Consider the following 16,219-nt stretch of genomic DNA (forward strand, 5'->3'; position numbering starts at 1 on the left):
TCGCGGGCTAGAGCAGTCCGCGGTCCCGCAGCCAGACCGCCGGGTCGACCGGGGTGCCCGCGACCACGACCTCGAAGTGCAGGTGCGGACCGGTCGAGACGCCGGTGCTGCCGACCGCGCCGAGTCGCTGCCCGGCGGCGAGCTGCTGGCCGACGCGCACGTCGATCACGGACAGGTGCCCGTACCGGGTCTGCATGCCGTCCGCGTGCTGCACGACGACCTGGTTGCCGTAGCCGCCGAGCGGCCCGGCGGTCACGACGCGACCGGGCAGGGTGGCCACCACGGCGGTCCCGGTCGGCGCCGCGAAGTCGATGCCCTGGTGGACCGTCGAGCAGGCGCCGCACCCGGCGACCCACCGCGTCCCGAACCCGCCGGCCGCGGGGACGGTGCCGACGGTGGGGCGCGCGGCGATCGCTGGTCCACCCGGCGCGGAGCGGACCGAGACCCCGGGCGCACCGACGACGGAGAAACCGTCACGGGCCACGCTGGCGCGGCCAGCACCGTCGGCGACGAAGGACTGCACGAGGTGGATCGAGGGCGCCTGCTCGTCGGTGGCCGCCACCGCGGTCTGCGGCGACCCGACGGTGACGAACAGGCAGGCGACGGCGGCGGCTGCCGAGACCGGGAGCGTGCGCCGGAGCGGCCCGCGGAAGCAGGACGTCACGGGAGCCGGCGCGCCCCGCCCGGGTGCGGTGGAAGCCGGGGTGACGGGAGGGGACACCGCCACCCCGGCGGTTCGGGAGGCGTCCCGCCGGAGCCGGCGCCGTGCGACTCGGGCGGGGGACGCCGTGGTCCGGTTCGCAGCCCGCCGCTCGGCACCGCGCGGGCGCAGCGGCAGGCCGTCGGGGGTCGTGGACATCGTGCCGTCGGCTCCGCGGTCAGACGCGCACGACGCCGTCGCGGGCGATCCGGTCGAGCTCGGTGACAACGGCGTCGACGATCGCGCGGGTGATCGCGTCGGCGACGGTCTCGACGAGCACGAGCTGCTCGGGCCGGACGGTGAGCTCGGTCGCGATGGTCGAGGCCACCCGCTCCGGGATGCCGTCGATCGCCGCGACGAGCGCTGCGGGGACGAGCGTCGAGTCCCCCGCGCGGACCGGGGCCGAGAGCGGCGAGGTCGGCGCGCTGGCCGGCTGCGGCCGTGACGGGGCGCTGCCCGCCTGCGGGTGGTCGTGCCGGTGGGCGATCGAGTCGAAGAGCGGGGTGGAGGACATGCTGCTGGCCATCCGATCTGGTCGTGGGGCGCGGCTCGGGATCGGGCGAGCCACTGACGGGAGGTGTGCCGATCGGCACGTCCGTCATTCAACCAGCAATATTTCAGATGTGCAATAGCGGGGCGCGGGTGGGGTCAGTCGGGGTCGACCGCGGCCACGTTCGGGTCGTCCGGCTGGAGCACCCGTCGCACCCGCTCGACGATCGTCGTCGCCGGCGGGTTGTTGTAGGCGTTCGCCGGTTCCTGGCCGCTGAGCTCCTGGATCGCGGCCATCACGGCGTCGGTCGCGTGGCGTCGCGCGCGGCCGGACGACGCTTCGCCGAAGGTGGACAGGTCGAGCGGCTCGCCGAACTCGATCGTGACCTTCGCGAGCTTCGGCATGCGCGAGCCGACGGGTTGGACGTGCTCGGTCCCGGTGAGCGCGACCGGCACCACGGGTGCACCACTCGTCAGCGCGAGCCAGGCCACGCCCGTCCGGCCCTTGTACAGACGGCCGTCCAGGGATCGCGTGCCCTCCGGGTAGATCGCGAAGGCCTCCCCCTCACGCAGCCGCTCGAGCCCGAGGTCGAGCGCCTGCTGTGCCGCCGCCCCCGCACCGCGCTGCACGCCGATCGCGCCGATGCCACCGAAGAACGAGCGGGACACCGCGCCACGGAAGCCCGTCCCCGTGAAGTACTCCTGCTTCGCCAGGAACGACACCTTGCGCGGTGCCATGAGCGTGATCGCCGGCGAGTCGATGAACGAGCGGTGGTTGCTCGCCAGGATGACGGGACCGCGGCGGGGGACGTTGCGGCGACCGATGATCCGCGGACGCCAGAGCAGGCGGGCCAGCGGCGTCACGACGGCGCGGCTCAACACGGTGGCGAACTTCGTCGAACCGGACACCGGACCTCCTCGTGGCAGCGGGGTTCCGAGTGTAATCAGCCCGCGCTGGAGCACATGCCCGGACGGGCATGGACCGCCGCCGACGTGCTCAGTCTGCCGCCGCGACGACGTCGAGCACGGCGCGGCCGTAGTGCTCGAGCTTCGCCGCGCCGACGCCGGAGATCTCGGCGAGCTGGTCGACGTCGCTCGGACGGACGGCGGCGATGCCGCGCAGGGTGGCGTCGTTGAAGACCACGTAGGCGGGCACGCCCTGCTCACGGGCCTGTGCCGCACGCCAGGCACGCAGGGCCTCGAACAGGCCGACGGCTTCCTGCGGCATGTCGGTGACGACGGTCCGCCGACTGCTGCGACCGGCGCGCGGGGCCTTGACCGGGTCGCGACGCATCCGTACCTGGACCTTGCCGGTCAGGACCTCGGCGCTCGTCGGGCTGAGGACCACGGTGCCGAACCCGTCGCCGGACACCGCGGCGTAGCCCTGGGCGAGCAGCTGCCGGGCGACCGCGCGCCACTCGCCCTCGGACAGGTCGGACCCGATGCCGAAGGTCGCCAGGGAGTCGTGGCGGAGCTCCTGCACGCGGGGCGACTGCTTGCCGACCAGGATGTCGACGAGGTGCGCGACACCGTACCGCTGGCCGCGCTCGCGTTCGAGGCGGACGACGGTGGACAGGAGCTTCTGCGCGGGGACGGTGCCGTCCCACGACTCGGGCGGTGCGATGCACGTGTCGCAGTTGCCGCACGCCGTGCTCTCCTGCCCGAAGTACGCGAGCAGGCGCACGCGACGGCACTCGATCGTCTCGCACAGGCTGAGCATGGCGTCGAGGTGGGCGCTGAGCTGCCGGCGGTGGGCGGCGTCGCCGTCGGACTGGTCGATCATGCGGCGCTGCTGCACCACGTCGTTGAGGCCGTAGGCGAGCCACGCCGTCGACGGCAGGCCGTCGCGCCCGGCGCGGCCGGTCTCCTGGTAGTAGCCCTCGACCGACTTGGGCAGGTCGAGGTGCGCCACGAAGCGGACGTCGGGCTTGTCGATGCCCATGCCGAACGCGATGGTGGCGACCATGACGATGCCGTCCTCGCGCAGGAAGGTCGACTGGTTGCGCGCACGGACCCTCGCGTCGAGACCGGCGTGGTACGGCAGGGCCTGGATGCCCTGCTCCGCGAGCGCCGTGGCGGTGCGCTCGACCGAGTTGCGGGACAGGCAGTACACGATGCCCGAGTCACCGCTGTGCTCGGTCCGGATGAACGTCAGGAGCTGCTGCAGCGCGCCGGTCTTCGGTTCGATGCGGTACTGGATGTTCGGCCGGTCGAAGTCGGCGACGAAGTGCGCGGCGTCGTCGAGGCCGAGCCGCCCGGAGATCTCGCGGTGGGTCTGCGGGGTCGCCGTGGCGGTCAGGGCGATGCGCGGCACCGTCGGCCAGCGCTCGTGCAGGACGCTGAGCTCGAGGTAGTCCGGTCGGAAGTCGTGCCCCCACTGGGCGACGCAGTGCGCTTCGTCGATGGCGAACAGCGAGACCCGGGCACGGTCGAGCAGTGCGCGGGTGGACTCGAGCCGGAGCCGCTCGGGCGCCAGGTAGAGCATGTCGACCTCGCCCTGGACGACCGCGCGCTCGACCCGGGAACGCTCGTCGGGACCCTGCGTCGAGTTGAGGAACGCCGCCCGCACGCCGTTCGCGGCGAGGGCGTCGACCTGGTCCTGCATGAGCGCGATGAGCGGCGACACCACGACCCCGACGCCGTCCCGCACGAGGGCGGGCACCTGGTAGCAGAGCGACTTGCCGCCACCGGTCGGCATGAGCACGAGGGCGTCGCCGCCGGACACCACCTGGTCGATGATGGCGGCCTGCTCGCCGCGGAAGTCGTCGTACCCCCAGACCCGGTGCAGCACGTCGAGTGCAGCGCCACGGGAAGCAGACACGGCAGCGGGCGCGGGCGTGGTGCTCATGGGACGAGCCTACGGGCGACCGGCGACACCCTGGGGCTTGTCCACAGCGACGGGACCGTCGCCCGTGCCGTCCTCGTCGGGCGCGGCAGGGGCGGTGGCGGTGACCGCCTGGCCGGGTCCGGCCGGCGCGGCCTGCCAGCCCGTGCCTCCTGGCCGGAGCCAGGTGCGTCCGCCCGCCCAGACCGGCACGGGGCCGCGGAAGCGGGGCGACTCGGCGCCCGCGAAGCGGCGGTCGAGTCGACGCCACCGCGCGAGCAGTTCGACCATGCCCCAGAACAGGAGCGACGTGCCGAGGGTGACGAGCCAACCGCCCGGTGTGCCGTTCGCGTCCTCGGACGACAGGTCGATCCCGGACCAGCCCGGCGCCTGGAGCACGAAGATCATGATGTTGTTGAAGGCGTGCTGCAGGACGGTCGCCTCGAGCCCGCCGGTGCGCAGGACGATGATCGCGGCGATGAGGCCGAACGAGCCGACGTCCAGGATGCCCCAGATGTTGTAGCCGTTCGGGATGTGCAGCACGGCGAACACGACGGTCGAGACCGCGACAGCGATGACGGTCCCGCCGACCCGCCGGGGGATCCACGAACCGATGGTCTGCATGAGGAAGCCGCGGAAGATGTACTCCTCGGCGGCGCCCTGGAACGGCACGAGCGCGACGACGAGCACCAGCGTCAGGGTCAGGGTGCCGAGGGAGACGGTCGACTGTCCGATCGCGTCGTGGTTCCAGGCGAAGCCGCCGTCGGTCGTGATCATGCCGCCGTCCCAGAACAGGCCGGTCTGCACCACGAACATGATCGCCGCGATGACGAGCGTCGGCAGGAGGCACCAGGCCGTCCACGCCCAGCGCACCCGGAAGCGCACCGAGGACAGGATGCCGGCCGGGCCGACGCGGGCGACCCGCACCGCGAGCAGGATGCCCGGCAGCAGCACCACGAGCGAGACGAGCGAGAGCGACAGGATGAGCGGGTCGGTGGGGTCGAGCGCCCCGCCGGCCAGGTCGTCCTGCAGGTCAATGAGCCCCTGGGCGCCCTGTGTCGCCCCGATCGGCACGAAGAACGCGACCGCGATGAGGACCTGCGAGACGAGGTACCACCCGGCCAGGAAGGCGAGGGCGACGAGGGGGCGCCACCACCTCCAGCGTGCGTCGACGCGGGGCAGGCGGTGGTAGGGAACGCTCACGCCGTGCAGGCTACCGGGCGGGCCGGGGCGCGAGCCGTGCGGGCGCCGGACGCCGAACGGATCAGTCGTCGGGGATGAGGCGCTTGCCGAGCGACACCGCGTGGTCGGGGGCGTAGCCGAGCGACTCGTAGAACCGGAGCACCTGCTCGTTGCCGGCGCGCACCTGCAGGTTGAGCTTCGGGCAGCCCATGTCCGTGAGCAGCCGTTCGAACTCCGCCATGAGGCTCCGGCCGAGGCCGGAGCCCTGCAGGTCGGGCTGCACGGCGAGGTAGTTCACCCAGCCGCGGTGCCCGTCGAACCCGGCCATGCCCGCAGCGACGATCGCCGACCCGGACGGCGCGGTGGCCGCTGGGCTGGTGGCCGGTCGCCCGACATCCGCTGGGCTGGCGGCCGGTCGTCCGGCATCGGCTGGCCCGGTGCCCGCCCGCTCGACGACGAGGAACAGCTCAGGCTGCACCGAGCGCTTCCGCTCGATGTCCCGGCGCGGGTCGTTCCACGGACGGACGAGACCGCACGACTCCCAGAGGGCGACGACCTGCTCGGTGTCGTCCGGGTGGAACGGCCGGGTGCGGTACTCCATCCCGTCACCGTAACGGGGGTGTGGAGAACGTCGTCACCGGGCCGTCGCCGTGATCTGATAGACCTGTCCGACCACCATCCGATCAGGAGCCCCGTGACCGCACACGACACCCTCCCGTCGCGCCGCAGCGCACGGGACGGCGCACGCTCCGGACGACCCGCGCGGCGTCGTCAGACGGTGGGCGGCGCGATCGTGTCGTTGATCGCCGAGCTGCTCATCATCGCCGGCGCCGGGACCGGCCTGTACGTGGTGTGGACCGCCTGGTGGACCGACGTCGTCGCCGTCAACGAGCAGACCAAACTCGTGCAGGGCCTCGACCAGCTGAAGACCCCCGACGAGGTCGGCACCGAACACCGCGGCGCCGCCCCCGTCCTCGCCGAACCGCCGGACGTCACCGACGTCTTCGGCACCATGCAGATCCCCCGCTTCGGCAAGGACTACAACCGCCCCATCGGCGAGGGCACCGACCGCGAACGCGTGCTCAACACCATCGGCCTCGGCCACTACCAGGACACCGCGATGCCCGGCGCCCCGGGCAACTTCGCCGTCGCTGGACACCGGGTCACCTACGGCAAGCCGCTCAACCAGATCGCCGAGCTGCAGAAGGGCGACTCCGTCGTGGTCCGGGTCACCGACGCGAAGAAGAAGTTCGACGTCTGGTACGTCTACAAGGTCACTGGCAGCCAGATCGTCACTCCCGACCACATCGAGACCATCGCACCGGTCCCGAACGAGCCCGGCGTCGAACCCTCCGCGAAGGACCGCTGGCTCACCCTCACCGCCTGCCACCCGATGTGGTCCGCCGCGGAACGCTTCGTCACCCATGCCAAGCTCGACTACTGGATGCCCGCCTCCGAGGGCACCCCGAAGGAACTCGCGGAGACCGCCCGATGATCTTCCCGCTGGTCTGGCGGCTCCTGCCCGGACCGACCGTCCTCAAGGTGCTCGAGCTCGTCATCCTGCTCGCCGCGATCGTGTACGTGCTCTTCACGTGGGTCTTCCCCTGGATCGCCGCCGACATCCTGCCGCCGCCCGACGGCACGGTCGAGTCGACGCCGACCCCCTGACGCCGGCGGCGCTCGGCGGCGGTCGGGCGGCCGGGCGGCGCTCGGGCGGCATCGAGTGAGCAGAAGATGTCGGGTGCGACGAGCGCACGCGGCGTGTCCTGCTCACTCGCTGCGAGCTGAGGCGCTGACGCCGGTGGACCGAGGGCCGCGGCGTTCAGTGCGCAGTGCTCGGCGCGCGATGTCAGGCGCTCGGCGCTCGGGCGGCGGTCGAGCGCTCGTGGCTCGGGGCTCGGCGCTCGGCGCTCGGCACTCGGCGCTCGGCGCTCGGGGCGGCATCGAGTGAGCAGAAGATGTCGGGTGCGACCAGCGCACGCGGCGTGTTCTGCTCACTCGCCGCGAGCGAGGACTCGCCGCGAGCCGGGGCGAGACGGGACCAGGCGCGCCGCCGCGAGACGCGCCCCGCGCCCCACCTCCGTCAGACGGTCGTCGTGACCTGTGACCCACCCGCCGCGGTGCGCCGGACGGCGATGCGCTCCGGGATCCGCTGCTTGAGTTCCTCGACGTGGCTGACGATGCCCACCTGGCGGCCACCGGCGGTCAGCCGCGAGAGCTGCCCGATGACGTCGTCGAGGGTCTCCGGGTCGAGCGTCCCGAAGCCCTCGTCGACGAAGAGCGTGCCGAGGGACACCCCGCCGGCCTCGGCCTGCACGACGTCGGCGAGCCCGAGCGCGAGGCAGAGCGACACCGTGAAGGTCTCGCCGCCGGACAGGCTGCGCGGGTCGCGCACGGTGTCGGTCGTGTGGTCGTGCACGGCGAGCGCCAGGCCGGTCCGGCGCGAGCGTGACCCGGACTCGCGTTCGTCCGAGGTCTCGAGCGTGAAGCGGCCCGCGAGCATGCCCCGAAGCCGGTCGTTCGCCGCGGCGACGACGTCCTCGAAGCGGCGCATGAGCACGTAGGTGCCGAGCGTGATCCCTGTCGGGTTCACCGAGGACACCCCGTTCGCGACGTCGGCGAGGCGGACCACGGCCCGGCTCCGGGCCGAGGTGTCGTCGCGGGCCCGGACGGCACGTGCGAGCTCCGCGGCGCACCGGTCGACGGCGTCCGCTCGGTCGGAGGCGGACACTGCGGCGCGGGTGGCGTCCTGCAGGGCGGCCTCGGCACCGGCTCGGGCGTCGCGCGCACCGTCCGGCTCGAGCTGTGCGGCGTCGTCCGCTGCCGCCGCGACCACCCCGGGCTCGGCCAGGCCGGCCTGCACGACGGCGTGCTCGGCGTCGGCGGCGGTCACCACCGCGCGGTGACGCGCGGCGGTGTCGGCGTCGAGCAGGGCGGCGCGGGCCCCGGCGACGTCGTCGAAGCCCTGTGCCGCGAGGACGCGTGCGACCTCGTCGCGGCGCTCGGCGAGCGTGCGTGCGGCCTGCGCGGCGCGCTCGTCCGCCTCGGCCACGGCGCGGAGGCCCGCGAGCCGGACATCGAGCCGGTCGACCACCGCCGCGAGCGGGAGCGGCGCGTCGTCGGGGCCGAGGTCGGGACGTGGGGCGAGGCGGGGAGCGAGACGCTCGCGGGCGTCCTGCACGGTGCGCAGGTCGGCGTCGAGGCGCTCGGCGTCGGACACCGCCGTCGCCGCCGTGAGCCGTTGCCGGGCGTCGAGGTCGTTGCGCTCCCGTTCGAGCACGCCGGTGCGGGTGTCGTGCTCGGCGCGCTGCCGTTCGTGGTGGAGCACCAGCTCGGCCGCGTCGCGCGCCGCCCGGACCCGCTCGGCCGCCGCCGCCGCCATGGCGTCGATCCCGGCCTCGTCGAGGGCACCGACGACGCCGACGAGACGCTGGTGCTCGGCGCGGTCGACGGCGAGACCGGCGGCCGCGTCGGCGAGCTGCTGGTCGGCACGACGGGTCGCCGCGGCCGCTGCGTCGACGTCGGCGATCGAGGGGTGGTCGTCCTGCGGGACGGCGACCGCGGGGTGCGTCGTCGATCCGCACACCGGGCAGGGGTCGCCCGGTGTCAGCGCTGCACCGAGTTCGCCGGCGAGGCCGGCGATGCGCCGCTCGCGCAGCGCGCGTTCGGCGTCGATGGCCCGCGTCGCGGCGACCCGTGCGGCGGCGACCGACCGTTCGGCGTCGGCCGCGCGGACTGCGGCACGGTCGCGGGCGGCGAGGTCGTCGCGGAGGCCGCGGACCCGCGCGACCTCGTGCGCCGCGGGGTCGGCGTCGGCCGCGGTCGTCGCAGCGGTGCGGGCGGCCTCGACGATGCGCGCGCGTTCGGCCGGGCGGGCGTCGAGGGCGGTGTTGAGCTCCACGAGCTGCGCCGCGAGCCGCTCGGCCGTCGCGGTCGCGTCGGCGACGGCGGCGCGTCGGCCCGCGGCGCCGGACTCGACGCCGACCAGGTGCCGCACGGCGGCGAGGTCGTCCGTCAGGGTGTCCCGCTGCTGCACGACGGTGTCCGGTTCGTCGTCGACCAGCCCGTGCTCGTCGCGCAGGCGCTCGGCCGCCGTCGCGGTGTCGTCCGCCCGGCCCTGGGCGGCGTCGAGCCCGTCGGCGACCGCGGCGACCCGTGCGGCCCGCTCGCCGTCCGCCACGGCCGAGCGCGCACGCTCCACCGTCGGGGCGTCCGCGTCGAGTGCGGTGCGTCGACGCAGGAGCTCGGCGCGGCGGTCGCGCGCGGCGATCCTGGCGGTGACCTGCTGCTCGTGCGCCACGGCTGACGCGGCGGCGGCAGCGGCAGCGACCCGTTCGGCCTCGGCGGCGTCCGACGCGGCCCGCAGGGACCGGACGGTGGGCTCGACCACGGCCTCGTCGGCGTCGTCGACGCCCGCGGCCTGTGCGAAGCGGTTCAGTGCGTCGCGCACGCGGTCGTCGGCGCCGTCGACCTCGGCCTGCACGGCGCGCCGGCGTGCGGCGAGCTCGTCGGCCGTGCGGTCGTAGACCTGCGTGCCGAACAGCGACTGCAGGAGCTTGCGGCGGTCCTCGCCCGGGGAGCGGAGGAAGCGGGCGAACTCGCCCTGCGGCAGCACCACGGTCTGCAGGAACTGCGCCCGGTCGAGGCCGACGGCCCGGGTGATCTCGAGACCGATCTCGGGGATGCGCGACGACACCGGTTCGCCGGCGACGTCGGCGGGTCCGGCGAGCCGGAAGAGCTGCGCCGACGCCTGCTGCTTGACCGTGCCGGTCCCCCGCTGCTTCGGACGGTCGTACTGCGGGGTCCGTCGGACCCGGAAGACCCCGGCGCCGGTCTCGAAGACGAGCTCGACGAACGGCTCGACGGCGGGGTCGGCGTGCTGGCTGTGCAGGCGGTCGGAGCTGGCGTCGGACCCGGCGAGCCCGCCGTAGAGGGCGAAGACGACGGCGTCGATGATGGTGGACTTGCCAGAGCCTGTCGGCCCCTCGAGCAGGAAGACCCCGGACGCGGCGAGCGCCGCGAAGTCGATGGAGACCAGGTCCGGGTAGGGGCCGATGGCGCGCAGGTCGAGGCGGTGCAGGTACATCAGCGGTCCCCCTCGCGCTGCAGCGCCAGGGCAGCGGCCTCGTACGCCTCGGTCAGGACGGCGTGCTCGTCGGCGTCGGGCACCGCACCGGTGGCGTAGGCGACGAAGTCGGCGGCGACCTCGACCGGGTCGGACGTGGCGGTGACGGCCCGGGCGACCGAGGCGGGCCCGCGGTCGGCCGGTTCGTGCGTGATCGCCAGCGCGTGCGGGAAGTGCTCCTTGACGCGGGCGTACATGCGCTCCGGGTGCACGGTGTCGGTGACGGCCACCCGGACCCAGGCGTCGGCGTCCGCCCGGTGGGCCCCGGCCTCGAGCTCGTCGATCGTGCCGCGGACGTCGACGAGTCGGCGGGGCACCGGGGCGGGGACGAGGTCGACGGTCACCGCACCGGCGGCGTCGAGGTCGACGACGGTGACGGACTTGCGCTGGTCGCGCTCCCCGAAGGAGAACGCCAGGGGCGAGCCGGCGTAGCGGATCCGACCGCCGTCACCGACGCGTTGCGGCCCGTGCAGGTGCCCGAGGGCGACGTAGTCGAAGTCGGCGAACACCGACTCGGCGACGCGGTCCACGCCGCCGACGCGGATGTCCTGCTCGCTGTCGCTCGGGTCGGCCCCGCCGACGAACGCGTGCGCGACGACGATGCTCCTGGTGCCGGCACGCCCTGCGAGGTCGGCGCGGATCCGCTCGGTCGCGGCCTGCACCACCGCGTGGTGGGACCGTGCAAGCGGCTCGTCGGGCACGGCGGCCAGGGCGTACCGCGTCAGGTCGGGGTGCAGGTACGGGATGCCGTAGACCGCGACCGGACCGTGGTCGTCGGTGACGAGCACGGGTTCGCCGACGCGTGCGGGTTCGGCGAGGATCCGGACCCGGGCGCCCATCACCCCGGCTCCGAACCCGAGCCGCGCGGCGGAGTCGTGGTTGCCCGGGGTGAGCACGACCGTGGCGGTCTCGGCCAGGCGTTCGAGTGCGCGGGACAGCATCCGGACGGCGTCGACCGGCGGGATGGCCCGGTCGTAGACGTCGCCGGCGATGACGACGAGGTCGACGGACCGCGCCGCGACCAGGTCGACGAGCCAGTCGAGGAACGCCGCCTGGTGATCGAGGAGGTCGGCACCGAGCAGCGTGCGGCCGAGGTGCCAGTCGCCGGTGTGCAGGATGCGCATGCCGCCACGCTAACGCCGGCCGGGGACATCCCCCGCCGGCCGCGCGCAGCCTGTGGAGAACCGGTCAGCCGCAGGCCGCGGAGGTCAGCACGCCCGCCACCGACGACACCTTGACGTTCACGGTGGCGGTGCTCACCGTGGTCCACGACCCCCCGAGGTTCGTCCGCAGCTGCAGCACGTACGGGGTGTTGAGGGCGAGGAGCCCGCCGCCGCTGTACGTCAGCGACTGGGCGGTGCCACCGGCGGTCGCGAGCACGGTGCTGCCGGACACCAGGTCGAAGGAGACCGGGACGGTCGAGCCCTGGTACGTCCAGCTGATCTGGACCGACGTCGACGACGACGTGGACGACGCAGGGGAGCAGGAGAGCGTCGGCACGGCGGTCGCCGTCCCGGCGACGAAGGTCGAGGTCGGGTTGCCGGTCGTCGTCCCGAACGGTGCCGCCACCGCCTGCGCGGGGAGCAGGAACCCGGTCGCGGCGACGACCACGACCACCACCGCGGCCCCGCCCCGGCGCAGGCGCCGGACGCGACGTTCCCGCGCCCGTGCGGCGCGGCGGCTGCGGACGGCCGTGCCGACGGACGGGAGGCCCGTGGCGGCGCCGACCCGTGCCTCCCGTCCGGCGGGGACGCGAGCCGCGACGTCGCCGTCACCGTCGTCGTCAGCCGGTGACGGTCCGTCGTCCGGGTCCGACCGGGCGGCGCGACGGAGGGACCCGTCGGCGCCGCACAGCGCGAGCAGGGCGACCAGGCCGACCGCGAGGACGGCGACGCTCCCCCACTGTCCCTCGCGGAGCCAGCGGACCGGCTCGCCGACGAACGGGATCCGCAGGAACGCGACCCCGCGGACGGCGGACCGTGCGACCGGGGTCGAGTCCTGCTGCGGGTTCGCGTCGCCCTTCGTGACGATGGTGTCGCCCGGCCCGTCCTCGACGTAGCGGTGCATCCGCAGGTGGCCGGGCTGGTCCGGGTCCGCAGCGAGCAGGATCCGACCCGGACGCACCTCGGACGGCGCGACCGGACGGGTGACCACGACGTCGCCCGGCGCGAGCCGCGGCTCCATCGACCCGGTCATCACGGTGGTCGGCTGCCAGCCGATCACCGCGGGGGCCGCCGACCACAGGGCGAGCCCGAGGAGCGTCGCCACCACGCCGCGGGCGGCCGTGGCGACGACCACGCGGCCCCACTCGACCGCGTCGTGGAGCGCCTGGTGCGGTGGGTGACCACCGGGCGCCGGGATGCTGACCATGACCGCCTCCGACGGATCGTGCGGGGCGATCAGCTGTTCTGGGCCTCCCACGTCAGGCCGAGCGAGGCGGTGCCGCCCTGCACCGTGTTCGGGGCGCCGCTCGCGACCGTGTAGGTGAAGCGGTAGACGCGCGCCTCGGACGATCCGCCGCCCGGGGCCCAGGTCCCGACGCCGGAGGCGAAGTTCGTGGAGGTCGACCCGAAGCCGGCGACCGTGCCGGTGTAGAGCGTGCCGCTCGTCGCCGCCGGGGTGAAGCCGGTGCACGACCCGGCGCCACCGCCGGTGCCCTGCTCGACCGTCAGGTTGAGGTTGGCGGCGAGGTTGTTCGTGGTCGACGCGTTCGTGCCGTAGAGCTTCACGGTCGAGGGCAGCGAGCCCGTCGAGGTGACGGTGATGCAGTTCGCCGCCGTCGACCCCGGCTTGAGGTTCGTGGCGGTGAAGAGCGCGGTGTTGCTGTCGTCGTCGGTCAGGGCGACGGTGCCCGCGGTCCAGTTGTTCGTCGGGTTGACGGTGGTCGCCGAGAAGGCCGAGTAGGACGCGGTCGAGACGACCGCTCCCGAGGCGACGAGCGCGGCCGGGATGGCGATCCAGGCGGCGAGACGGGCAGCACGAGGCGTGACACGGGACATGGGTGTCCTCCGAGGTGAAGATGTCTGATCGAGGGTCCGGCCGGATCCGCGGTGGTTGGTCGCGCTGCGTGCCGGGGTGGTACGACGATCAAGCTACGTTCGTCGGACGGGCCCCACAAGGGGGGCCGTCACCCCCACTGTTGGGGGTGGTTCGATCATCGAGATGCTTGGACACTGACGTGCACGGCGGAGTCCCCCCGCCGTCACGCCGTCCCTGCGGCGCACCCCTGAGAAGAGCCGATGACGGACACCACCTGGGCCGTCCGGCCCACCCCCACCACCACCCTCGAACCGACGCCGACCCCGACCGCGGACCAGGACCTCGACCGCGCACTCGAGGCCTACCGGAGCCTGCAGGTCCACCACGCGCGCGTCGCCGCCGCCGAGGCCACCCGGCGCGGCCTCGGGACCACCGACCTGCGCTTCCTGTTCGCGCTCGCGGCGCAGGCGAGCGGCCGGGTGCTCCCGAAGCAGGCCGCCGGCGCCCTCGGCCTGTCGACCGGCGCGATGACGTCGTTGATCGACCGGCTCGAGGCCCGCGACCTCGTCCGCCGTGTCCCGAACCCGGCGGACCGGCGCAGCGTCGAGGTCCGCATCACCGAGGCCGGCACCCGGAGCGCCGCCGAGGTCAAGGACGTCTACCGCGAGGCCTTCTCCGCAGCCGTCCCGACGGACCGGATGGCCGTGCTCGCCGCGCTGCTCGAGTCGCTCGACCAGGAGCTCGTCGCCCGCCTCGCGTGATGCGGACGTGTCGTCGCCCCGGCGTAGCGTGAGCGGCATGACCCCCTCCGAAGTCCTCATCGAAGCGTTCTCCCGCGTGCCGTCGACCGTCGAACGGGCCGTCGAGGGCCTGTCCGAGGACCAGCTCGCGGCACGCCCCGCCACCGGGGCGAACACCCTGGCGTGGCTCGCATGGCACATCGCCCGCGGCCAGGACGCACAGGTCGCCGACCTCGCCGGCACCGAGCAGGTCTGGACGGCCGACGGCTGGTACGACCGGTTCGACCTGCCGTTCCCGGCCGAGGCGCTCGGCTACGGCATGTCCCGCGACGACGTCGGTCGGGTGCGGGCCTCCGCCGAGCTGCTCACCGGGTACCTCCGCGCGGTGCACGAGCGCACGGTGGCGTACCTCGGCACGCTCGGCCCGGACGACCTGGACCCCGTCGTCGACGACGCATGGGACCCGCCCGTGACGGCCGGCGCCCGGCTCGTGAGCATCCTGGACGACTGCACGCAGCACGCCGGGCAGGCCGGCTTCGTGCGCGGCCTGCTGTTCTTCAACCGCTGAGCGGTGCCGCGCGCTCGTGCGCGCGGTCGCTTCGTGAGCAGGAATGGTCGGGTCCGACTTCGCGACCCGACCATTCCTGCTCACCATGTGACGGACGGGAGGCCCGGTACCAGCTGGTACCGTCCCTCCCGTCACGGCCGTCGCGCCGCTGACGCGTCACGCCGGTACCGGCGGGTGGGGCCCACCTCCCGTCCGTCGTGGGGTCGCGACTAGCGCGCAGCGAGCTCCGACACGATGCCGTCACCGGGTGCGGCCTGCACCAGGTCCGCCTCGATCTCCGCGCGCTCGAGGATGCCCTCGATCTTGCGGATGCGGCCACGCGGGACGATCGTGACGACCGTGCCCTCCTTGCCGGCACGACCCGTGCGGCCGGAGCGGTGCATGTACGCCTTGTAGTCGTCCGGGGCGTCCGCCTGCACGACGAGCGAGACGTCGTCGACGTGGATGCCGCGGGCGGCGACGTCGGTCGCCACGAGCACGTTCACCCGGCCGCTCGTGAGCAGCTGCAGGTTGCGCGTGCGGCGCGACTGGTTCAGGTCACCGTGGAGCGAGGTCGCGCGGATGCCGGCGTCCTCGAACTGGTCGGCCAGACGCTCGGCGTAGGCGCGGGTCCGGGCGAAGACGATGGTCTTGCCGTCGCCGGCGACCAGCTCCTCGAGCAGACGGTCCTTCTCGCGCTGCTCGACCACGAGCACACGGTGGTCGATGGTCGAGGACGCCTGGTCCTCACCCGCGACCTCGTGCACGCTCGGCTCGTGCAGGAACTCCTCGACGAGCGCCGCGACCTGGGTGTCGAGCGTCGCACTGAACAGCAGCTTCTGCGCGCGGTTGCCCTGCGGGGTGACCTCGGCCGTGGCGGAGAGGATCTCCTGCACCGGCTCGAGGAACCCGAGGTCGCACATGTGGTCGGCCTCGTCGAGCACGGAGATGATGACCTCGCTGAGGTCGAGCTTCCCCTTGTTCATGAGGTCCTGCACGCGACCGGGGGTGCCGACGATGATGTCGACACCGCGCTCGAGCGCGCCCTCCTGACGGCCGTAGGGCACGCCGCCGTAGATCTGCGTCGTGAACAGGCCGACCGAGCGGGCGATGGGCTGCACGGTGCGGTCGATCTGCAGGGCGAGCTCGCGGGTCGGCGCGAGGATGAGCGCACGCGGGGCACGGCCCATCTTGCGCTTGGTGCCGCCGCCGTGCTCCATGAGCTTCTCGACCAGGGGCGCACCGAAGGCGATGGTCTTGCCGGAGCCGGTGCGGCCACGGCCGAGGACGTCCTTGCCGGCGAGCACGTCGGGGATCGTCGCCGCCTGGATCGGGAACGGGCTCGACGCGCCGAGCTCCTGCAGGGCGCGGGAGATGTTGCCGCCGATGCCGAGGTCGCCGAAGGTCACGCCCTCGACGTCGGCCGCGATCGTGGCCTCGGCCTGGAGCTTCTCGAGCTTGACGTCGTCGGCCGGCACGAAGGCCGAGCGCTCGGAGCGGGCCTCGCGCTCGAAGTCGCGGCGCGGGGCGCTGCGGTCGTCGCGGTCGAACCGACGCGGCGCACGGTCGTCGAACGAGCGACGCGGGCGGTCGTCGTTGTCACGACGGGGAGCGCGGTCGTCGCGGTCGAAGC

The 16,219-nt window shown here is 73.9% G+C and carries 15 protein-coding genes; 4 read left to right on the forward strand and 11 right to left on the reverse strand.

What is annotated here, in order from left to right; all coding sequences use genetic code 11:
• Nucleotides 1-7 precede the first annotated feature (7 nt).
• The 6 genes from BIU97_RS17885 to BIU97_RS02425 all read right to left on the reverse strand — a co-directional run bounded on the left by BIU97_RS17885 (nucleotide 8) and on the right by BIU97_RS02425 (nucleotide 5,796).
• The gene (locus BIU97_RS17885) at nucleotides 8-664 is read right to left on the reverse strand and encodes a M23 family metallopeptidase (protein ID WP_175472396.1); all 657 of its coding nucleotides are present in this window, start codon (nucleotides 662-664) and stop codon (nucleotides 8-10) included.
• Between the two features lie 214 nt (nucleotides 665-878).
• On the reverse strand, nucleotides 879-1,226 hold the full coding sequence (locus BIU97_RS17890; protein WP_071253601.1) for a hypothetical protein: 348 nt from the start codon (nucleotides 1,224-1,226) through the stop codon (nucleotides 879-881).
• Between the two features lie 122 nt (nucleotides 1,227-1,348).
• Entirely contained in the window at nucleotides 1,349-2,098 is a 750-nt protein-coding gene (locus tag BIU97_RS02410; protein ID WP_071253599.1) for a lysophospholipid acyltransferase family protein, read from the reverse strand.
• A gap of 88 nt (nucleotides 2,099-2,186) precedes the next feature.
• On the reverse strand, nucleotides 2,187-4,037 hold the full coding sequence (gene recQ / locus BIU97_RS02415) for a DNA helicase RecQ (protein WP_071253597.1): 1,851 nt from the start codon (nucleotides 4,035-4,037) through the stop codon (nucleotides 2,187-2,189).
• Between the two features lie 9 nt (nucleotides 4,038-4,046).
• Nucleotides 4,047-5,216 (reverse strand): CPBP family intramembrane glutamic endopeptidase, encoded by a 1,170-nt coding sequence (locus tag BIU97_RS02420; RefSeq protein WP_071296984.1) that lies wholly within the window; start codon nucleotides 5,214-5,216, stop codon nucleotides 4,047-4,049.
• Between the two features lie 61 nt (nucleotides 5,217-5,277).
• Nucleotides 5,278-5,796 carry a GNAT family N-acetyltransferase gene (locus BIU97_RS02425; protein WP_071296985.1) on the reverse strand — a complete coding sequence of 173 codons (519 nt, stop codon included), beginning with the start codon at nucleotides 5,794-5,796 and terminating at the stop codon, nucleotides 5,278-5,280.
• Nucleotides 5,797-5,889: 93 nt separating this feature from the next.
• On the opposite strand from BIU97_RS02425, the gene BIU97_RS02430 reads away from it, so the two are divergent.
• Together BIU97_RS02430 and BIU97_RS17895 are read left to right on the forward strand one after the other, a co-directional pair.
• Nucleotides 5,890-6,690, forward strand: a complete 801-nt coding sequence (locus BIU97_RS02430) for a class E sortase (protein ID WP_254782844.1) — start codon at nucleotides 5,890-5,892, stop codon at nucleotides 6,688-6,690.
• Nucleotides 6,687-6,863, forward strand: a complete 177-nt coding sequence (locus BIU97_RS17895; protein WP_175472159.1) for a hypothetical protein — start codon at nucleotides 6,687-6,689, stop codon at nucleotides 6,861-6,863. Before BIU97_RS02430 ends, BIU97_RS17895 begins: the two co-directional genes overlap by 4 nt.
• A gap of 415 nt (nucleotides 6,864-7,278) precedes the next feature.
• Here BIU97_RS17895 and BIU97_RS02435 read toward each other — a convergent pair whose 3' ends face one another.
• The 4 genes from BIU97_RS02435 to BIU97_RS02450 all read right to left on the reverse strand — a co-directional run bounded on the left by BIU97_RS02435 (nucleotide 7,279) and on the right by BIU97_RS02450 (nucleotide 13,319).
• Nucleotides 7,279-10,281: an AAA family ATPase gene (locus BIU97_RS02435; RefSeq protein WP_071296986.1), complete on the reverse strand. Its 3,003-nt coding sequence runs from the start codon at nucleotides 10,279-10,281 to the stop codon at nucleotides 7,279-7,281.
• Entirely contained in the window at nucleotides 10,281-11,444 is a 1,164-nt protein-coding gene (locus tag BIU97_RS02440; RefSeq protein WP_071296987.1) for an exonuclease SbcCD subunit D, read from the reverse strand. Before BIU97_RS02440 ends, BIU97_RS02435 begins: the two co-directional genes overlap by 1 nt.
• Before the next feature lie 64 nt (nucleotides 11,445-11,508).
• A complete protein-coding gene (locus BIU97_RS02445; RefSeq protein WP_071253587.1) occupies nucleotides 11,509-12,690 on the reverse strand; it encodes a hypothetical protein in 1,182 nt (393 codons plus the stop codon).
• Nucleotides 12,691-12,719: 29 nt separating this feature from the next.
• Complete coding sequence (locus BIU97_RS02450; RefSeq protein WP_071253585.1) at nucleotides 12,720-13,319, reverse strand: hypothetical protein; 600 nt, start codon at nucleotides 13,317-13,319, stop codon at nucleotides 12,720-12,722.
• Nucleotides 13,320-13,559: 240 nt separating this feature from the next.
• On the opposite strand from BIU97_RS02450, the gene BIU97_RS02455 reads away from it, so the two are divergent.
• Both BIU97_RS02455 and BIU97_RS02460 read left to right on the forward strand, forming a co-directional pair.
• Nucleotides 13,560-14,060 (forward strand): MarR family winged helix-turn-helix transcriptional regulator, encoded by a 501-nt coding sequence (locus tag BIU97_RS02455; RefSeq protein ID WP_071296988.1) that lies wholly within the window; start codon nucleotides 13,560-13,562, stop codon nucleotides 14,058-14,060.
• Nucleotides 14,061-14,097: 37 nt separating this feature from the next.
• Complete coding sequence (locus tag BIU97_RS02460) at nucleotides 14,098-14,607, forward strand: mycothiol transferase (RefSeq protein WP_071296989.1); 510 nt, start codon at nucleotides 14,098-14,100, stop codon at nucleotides 14,605-14,607.
• A 209-nt stretch (nucleotides 14,608-14,816) separates the two neighbouring features.
• Here the strand turns inward: BIU97_RS02460 and BIU97_RS02465 are convergent.
• A partial coding sequence (locus BIU97_RS02465) for a DEAD/DEAH box helicase (protein WP_254782846.1) occupies nucleotides 14,817-16,219 on the reverse strand: 1,403 nt, incomplete at its 5' end.

Source organism: Curtobacterium sp. MCBA15_009 (assembly GCF_001864895.1).
Lineage (GTDB): Bacteria > Actinomycetota > Actinomycetes > Actinomycetales > Microbacteriaceae > Curtobacterium.

What these genes read in the sequence shown, in the direction of transcription:
- BIU97_RS02440 (WP_071296987.1), bottom strand. Translation starts at nt 11,444, where the DNA reads ATGCGCATCCTGCACACCGGCGACTGGCACCTCGGCCGCACGCTGCTC.
- BIU97_RS17890 (WP_071253601.1), bottom strand. Translation starts at nt 1,226, where the DNA reads ATGGCCAGCAGCATGTCCTCCACCCCGCTCTTCGACTCGATCGCCCAC.
- recQ (WP_071253597.1), bottom strand. Translation starts at nt 4,037, where the DNA reads ATGAGCACCACGCCCGCGCCCGCTGCCGTGTCTGCTTCCCGTGGCGCT.
- BIU97_RS02425 (WP_071296985.1), bottom strand. Translation starts at nt 5,796, where the DNA reads ATGGAGTACCGCACCCGGCCGTTCCACCCGGACGACACCGAGCAGGTC.
- BIU97_RS02435 (WP_071296986.1), bottom strand. Translation starts at nt 10,281, where the DNA reads ATGTACCTGCACCGCCTCGACCTGCGCGCCATCGGCCCCTACCCGGAC.
- BIU97_RS02460 (WP_071296989.1), top strand. Translation starts at nt 14,098, where the DNA reads ATGACCCCCTCCGAAGTCCTCATCGAAGCGTTCTCCCGCGTGCCGTCG.
- BIU97_RS02445 (WP_071253587.1), bottom strand. Translation starts at nt 12,690, where the DNA reads ATGGTCAGCATCCCGGCGCCCGGTGGTCACCCACCGCACCAGGCGCTC.
- BIU97_RS02455 (WP_071296988.1), top strand. Translation starts at nt 13,560, where the DNA reads ATGACGGACACCACCTGGGCCGTCCGGCCCACCCCCACCACCACCCTC.
- BIU97_RS02450 (WP_071253585.1), bottom strand. Translation starts at nt 13,319, where the DNA reads ATGTCCCGTGTCACGCCTCGTGCTGCCCGTCTCGCCGCCTGGATCGCC.
- BIU97_RS17895 (WP_175472159.1), top strand. Translation starts at nt 6,687, where the DNA reads ATGATCTTCCCGCTGGTCTGGCGGCTCCTGCCCGGACCGACCGTCCTC.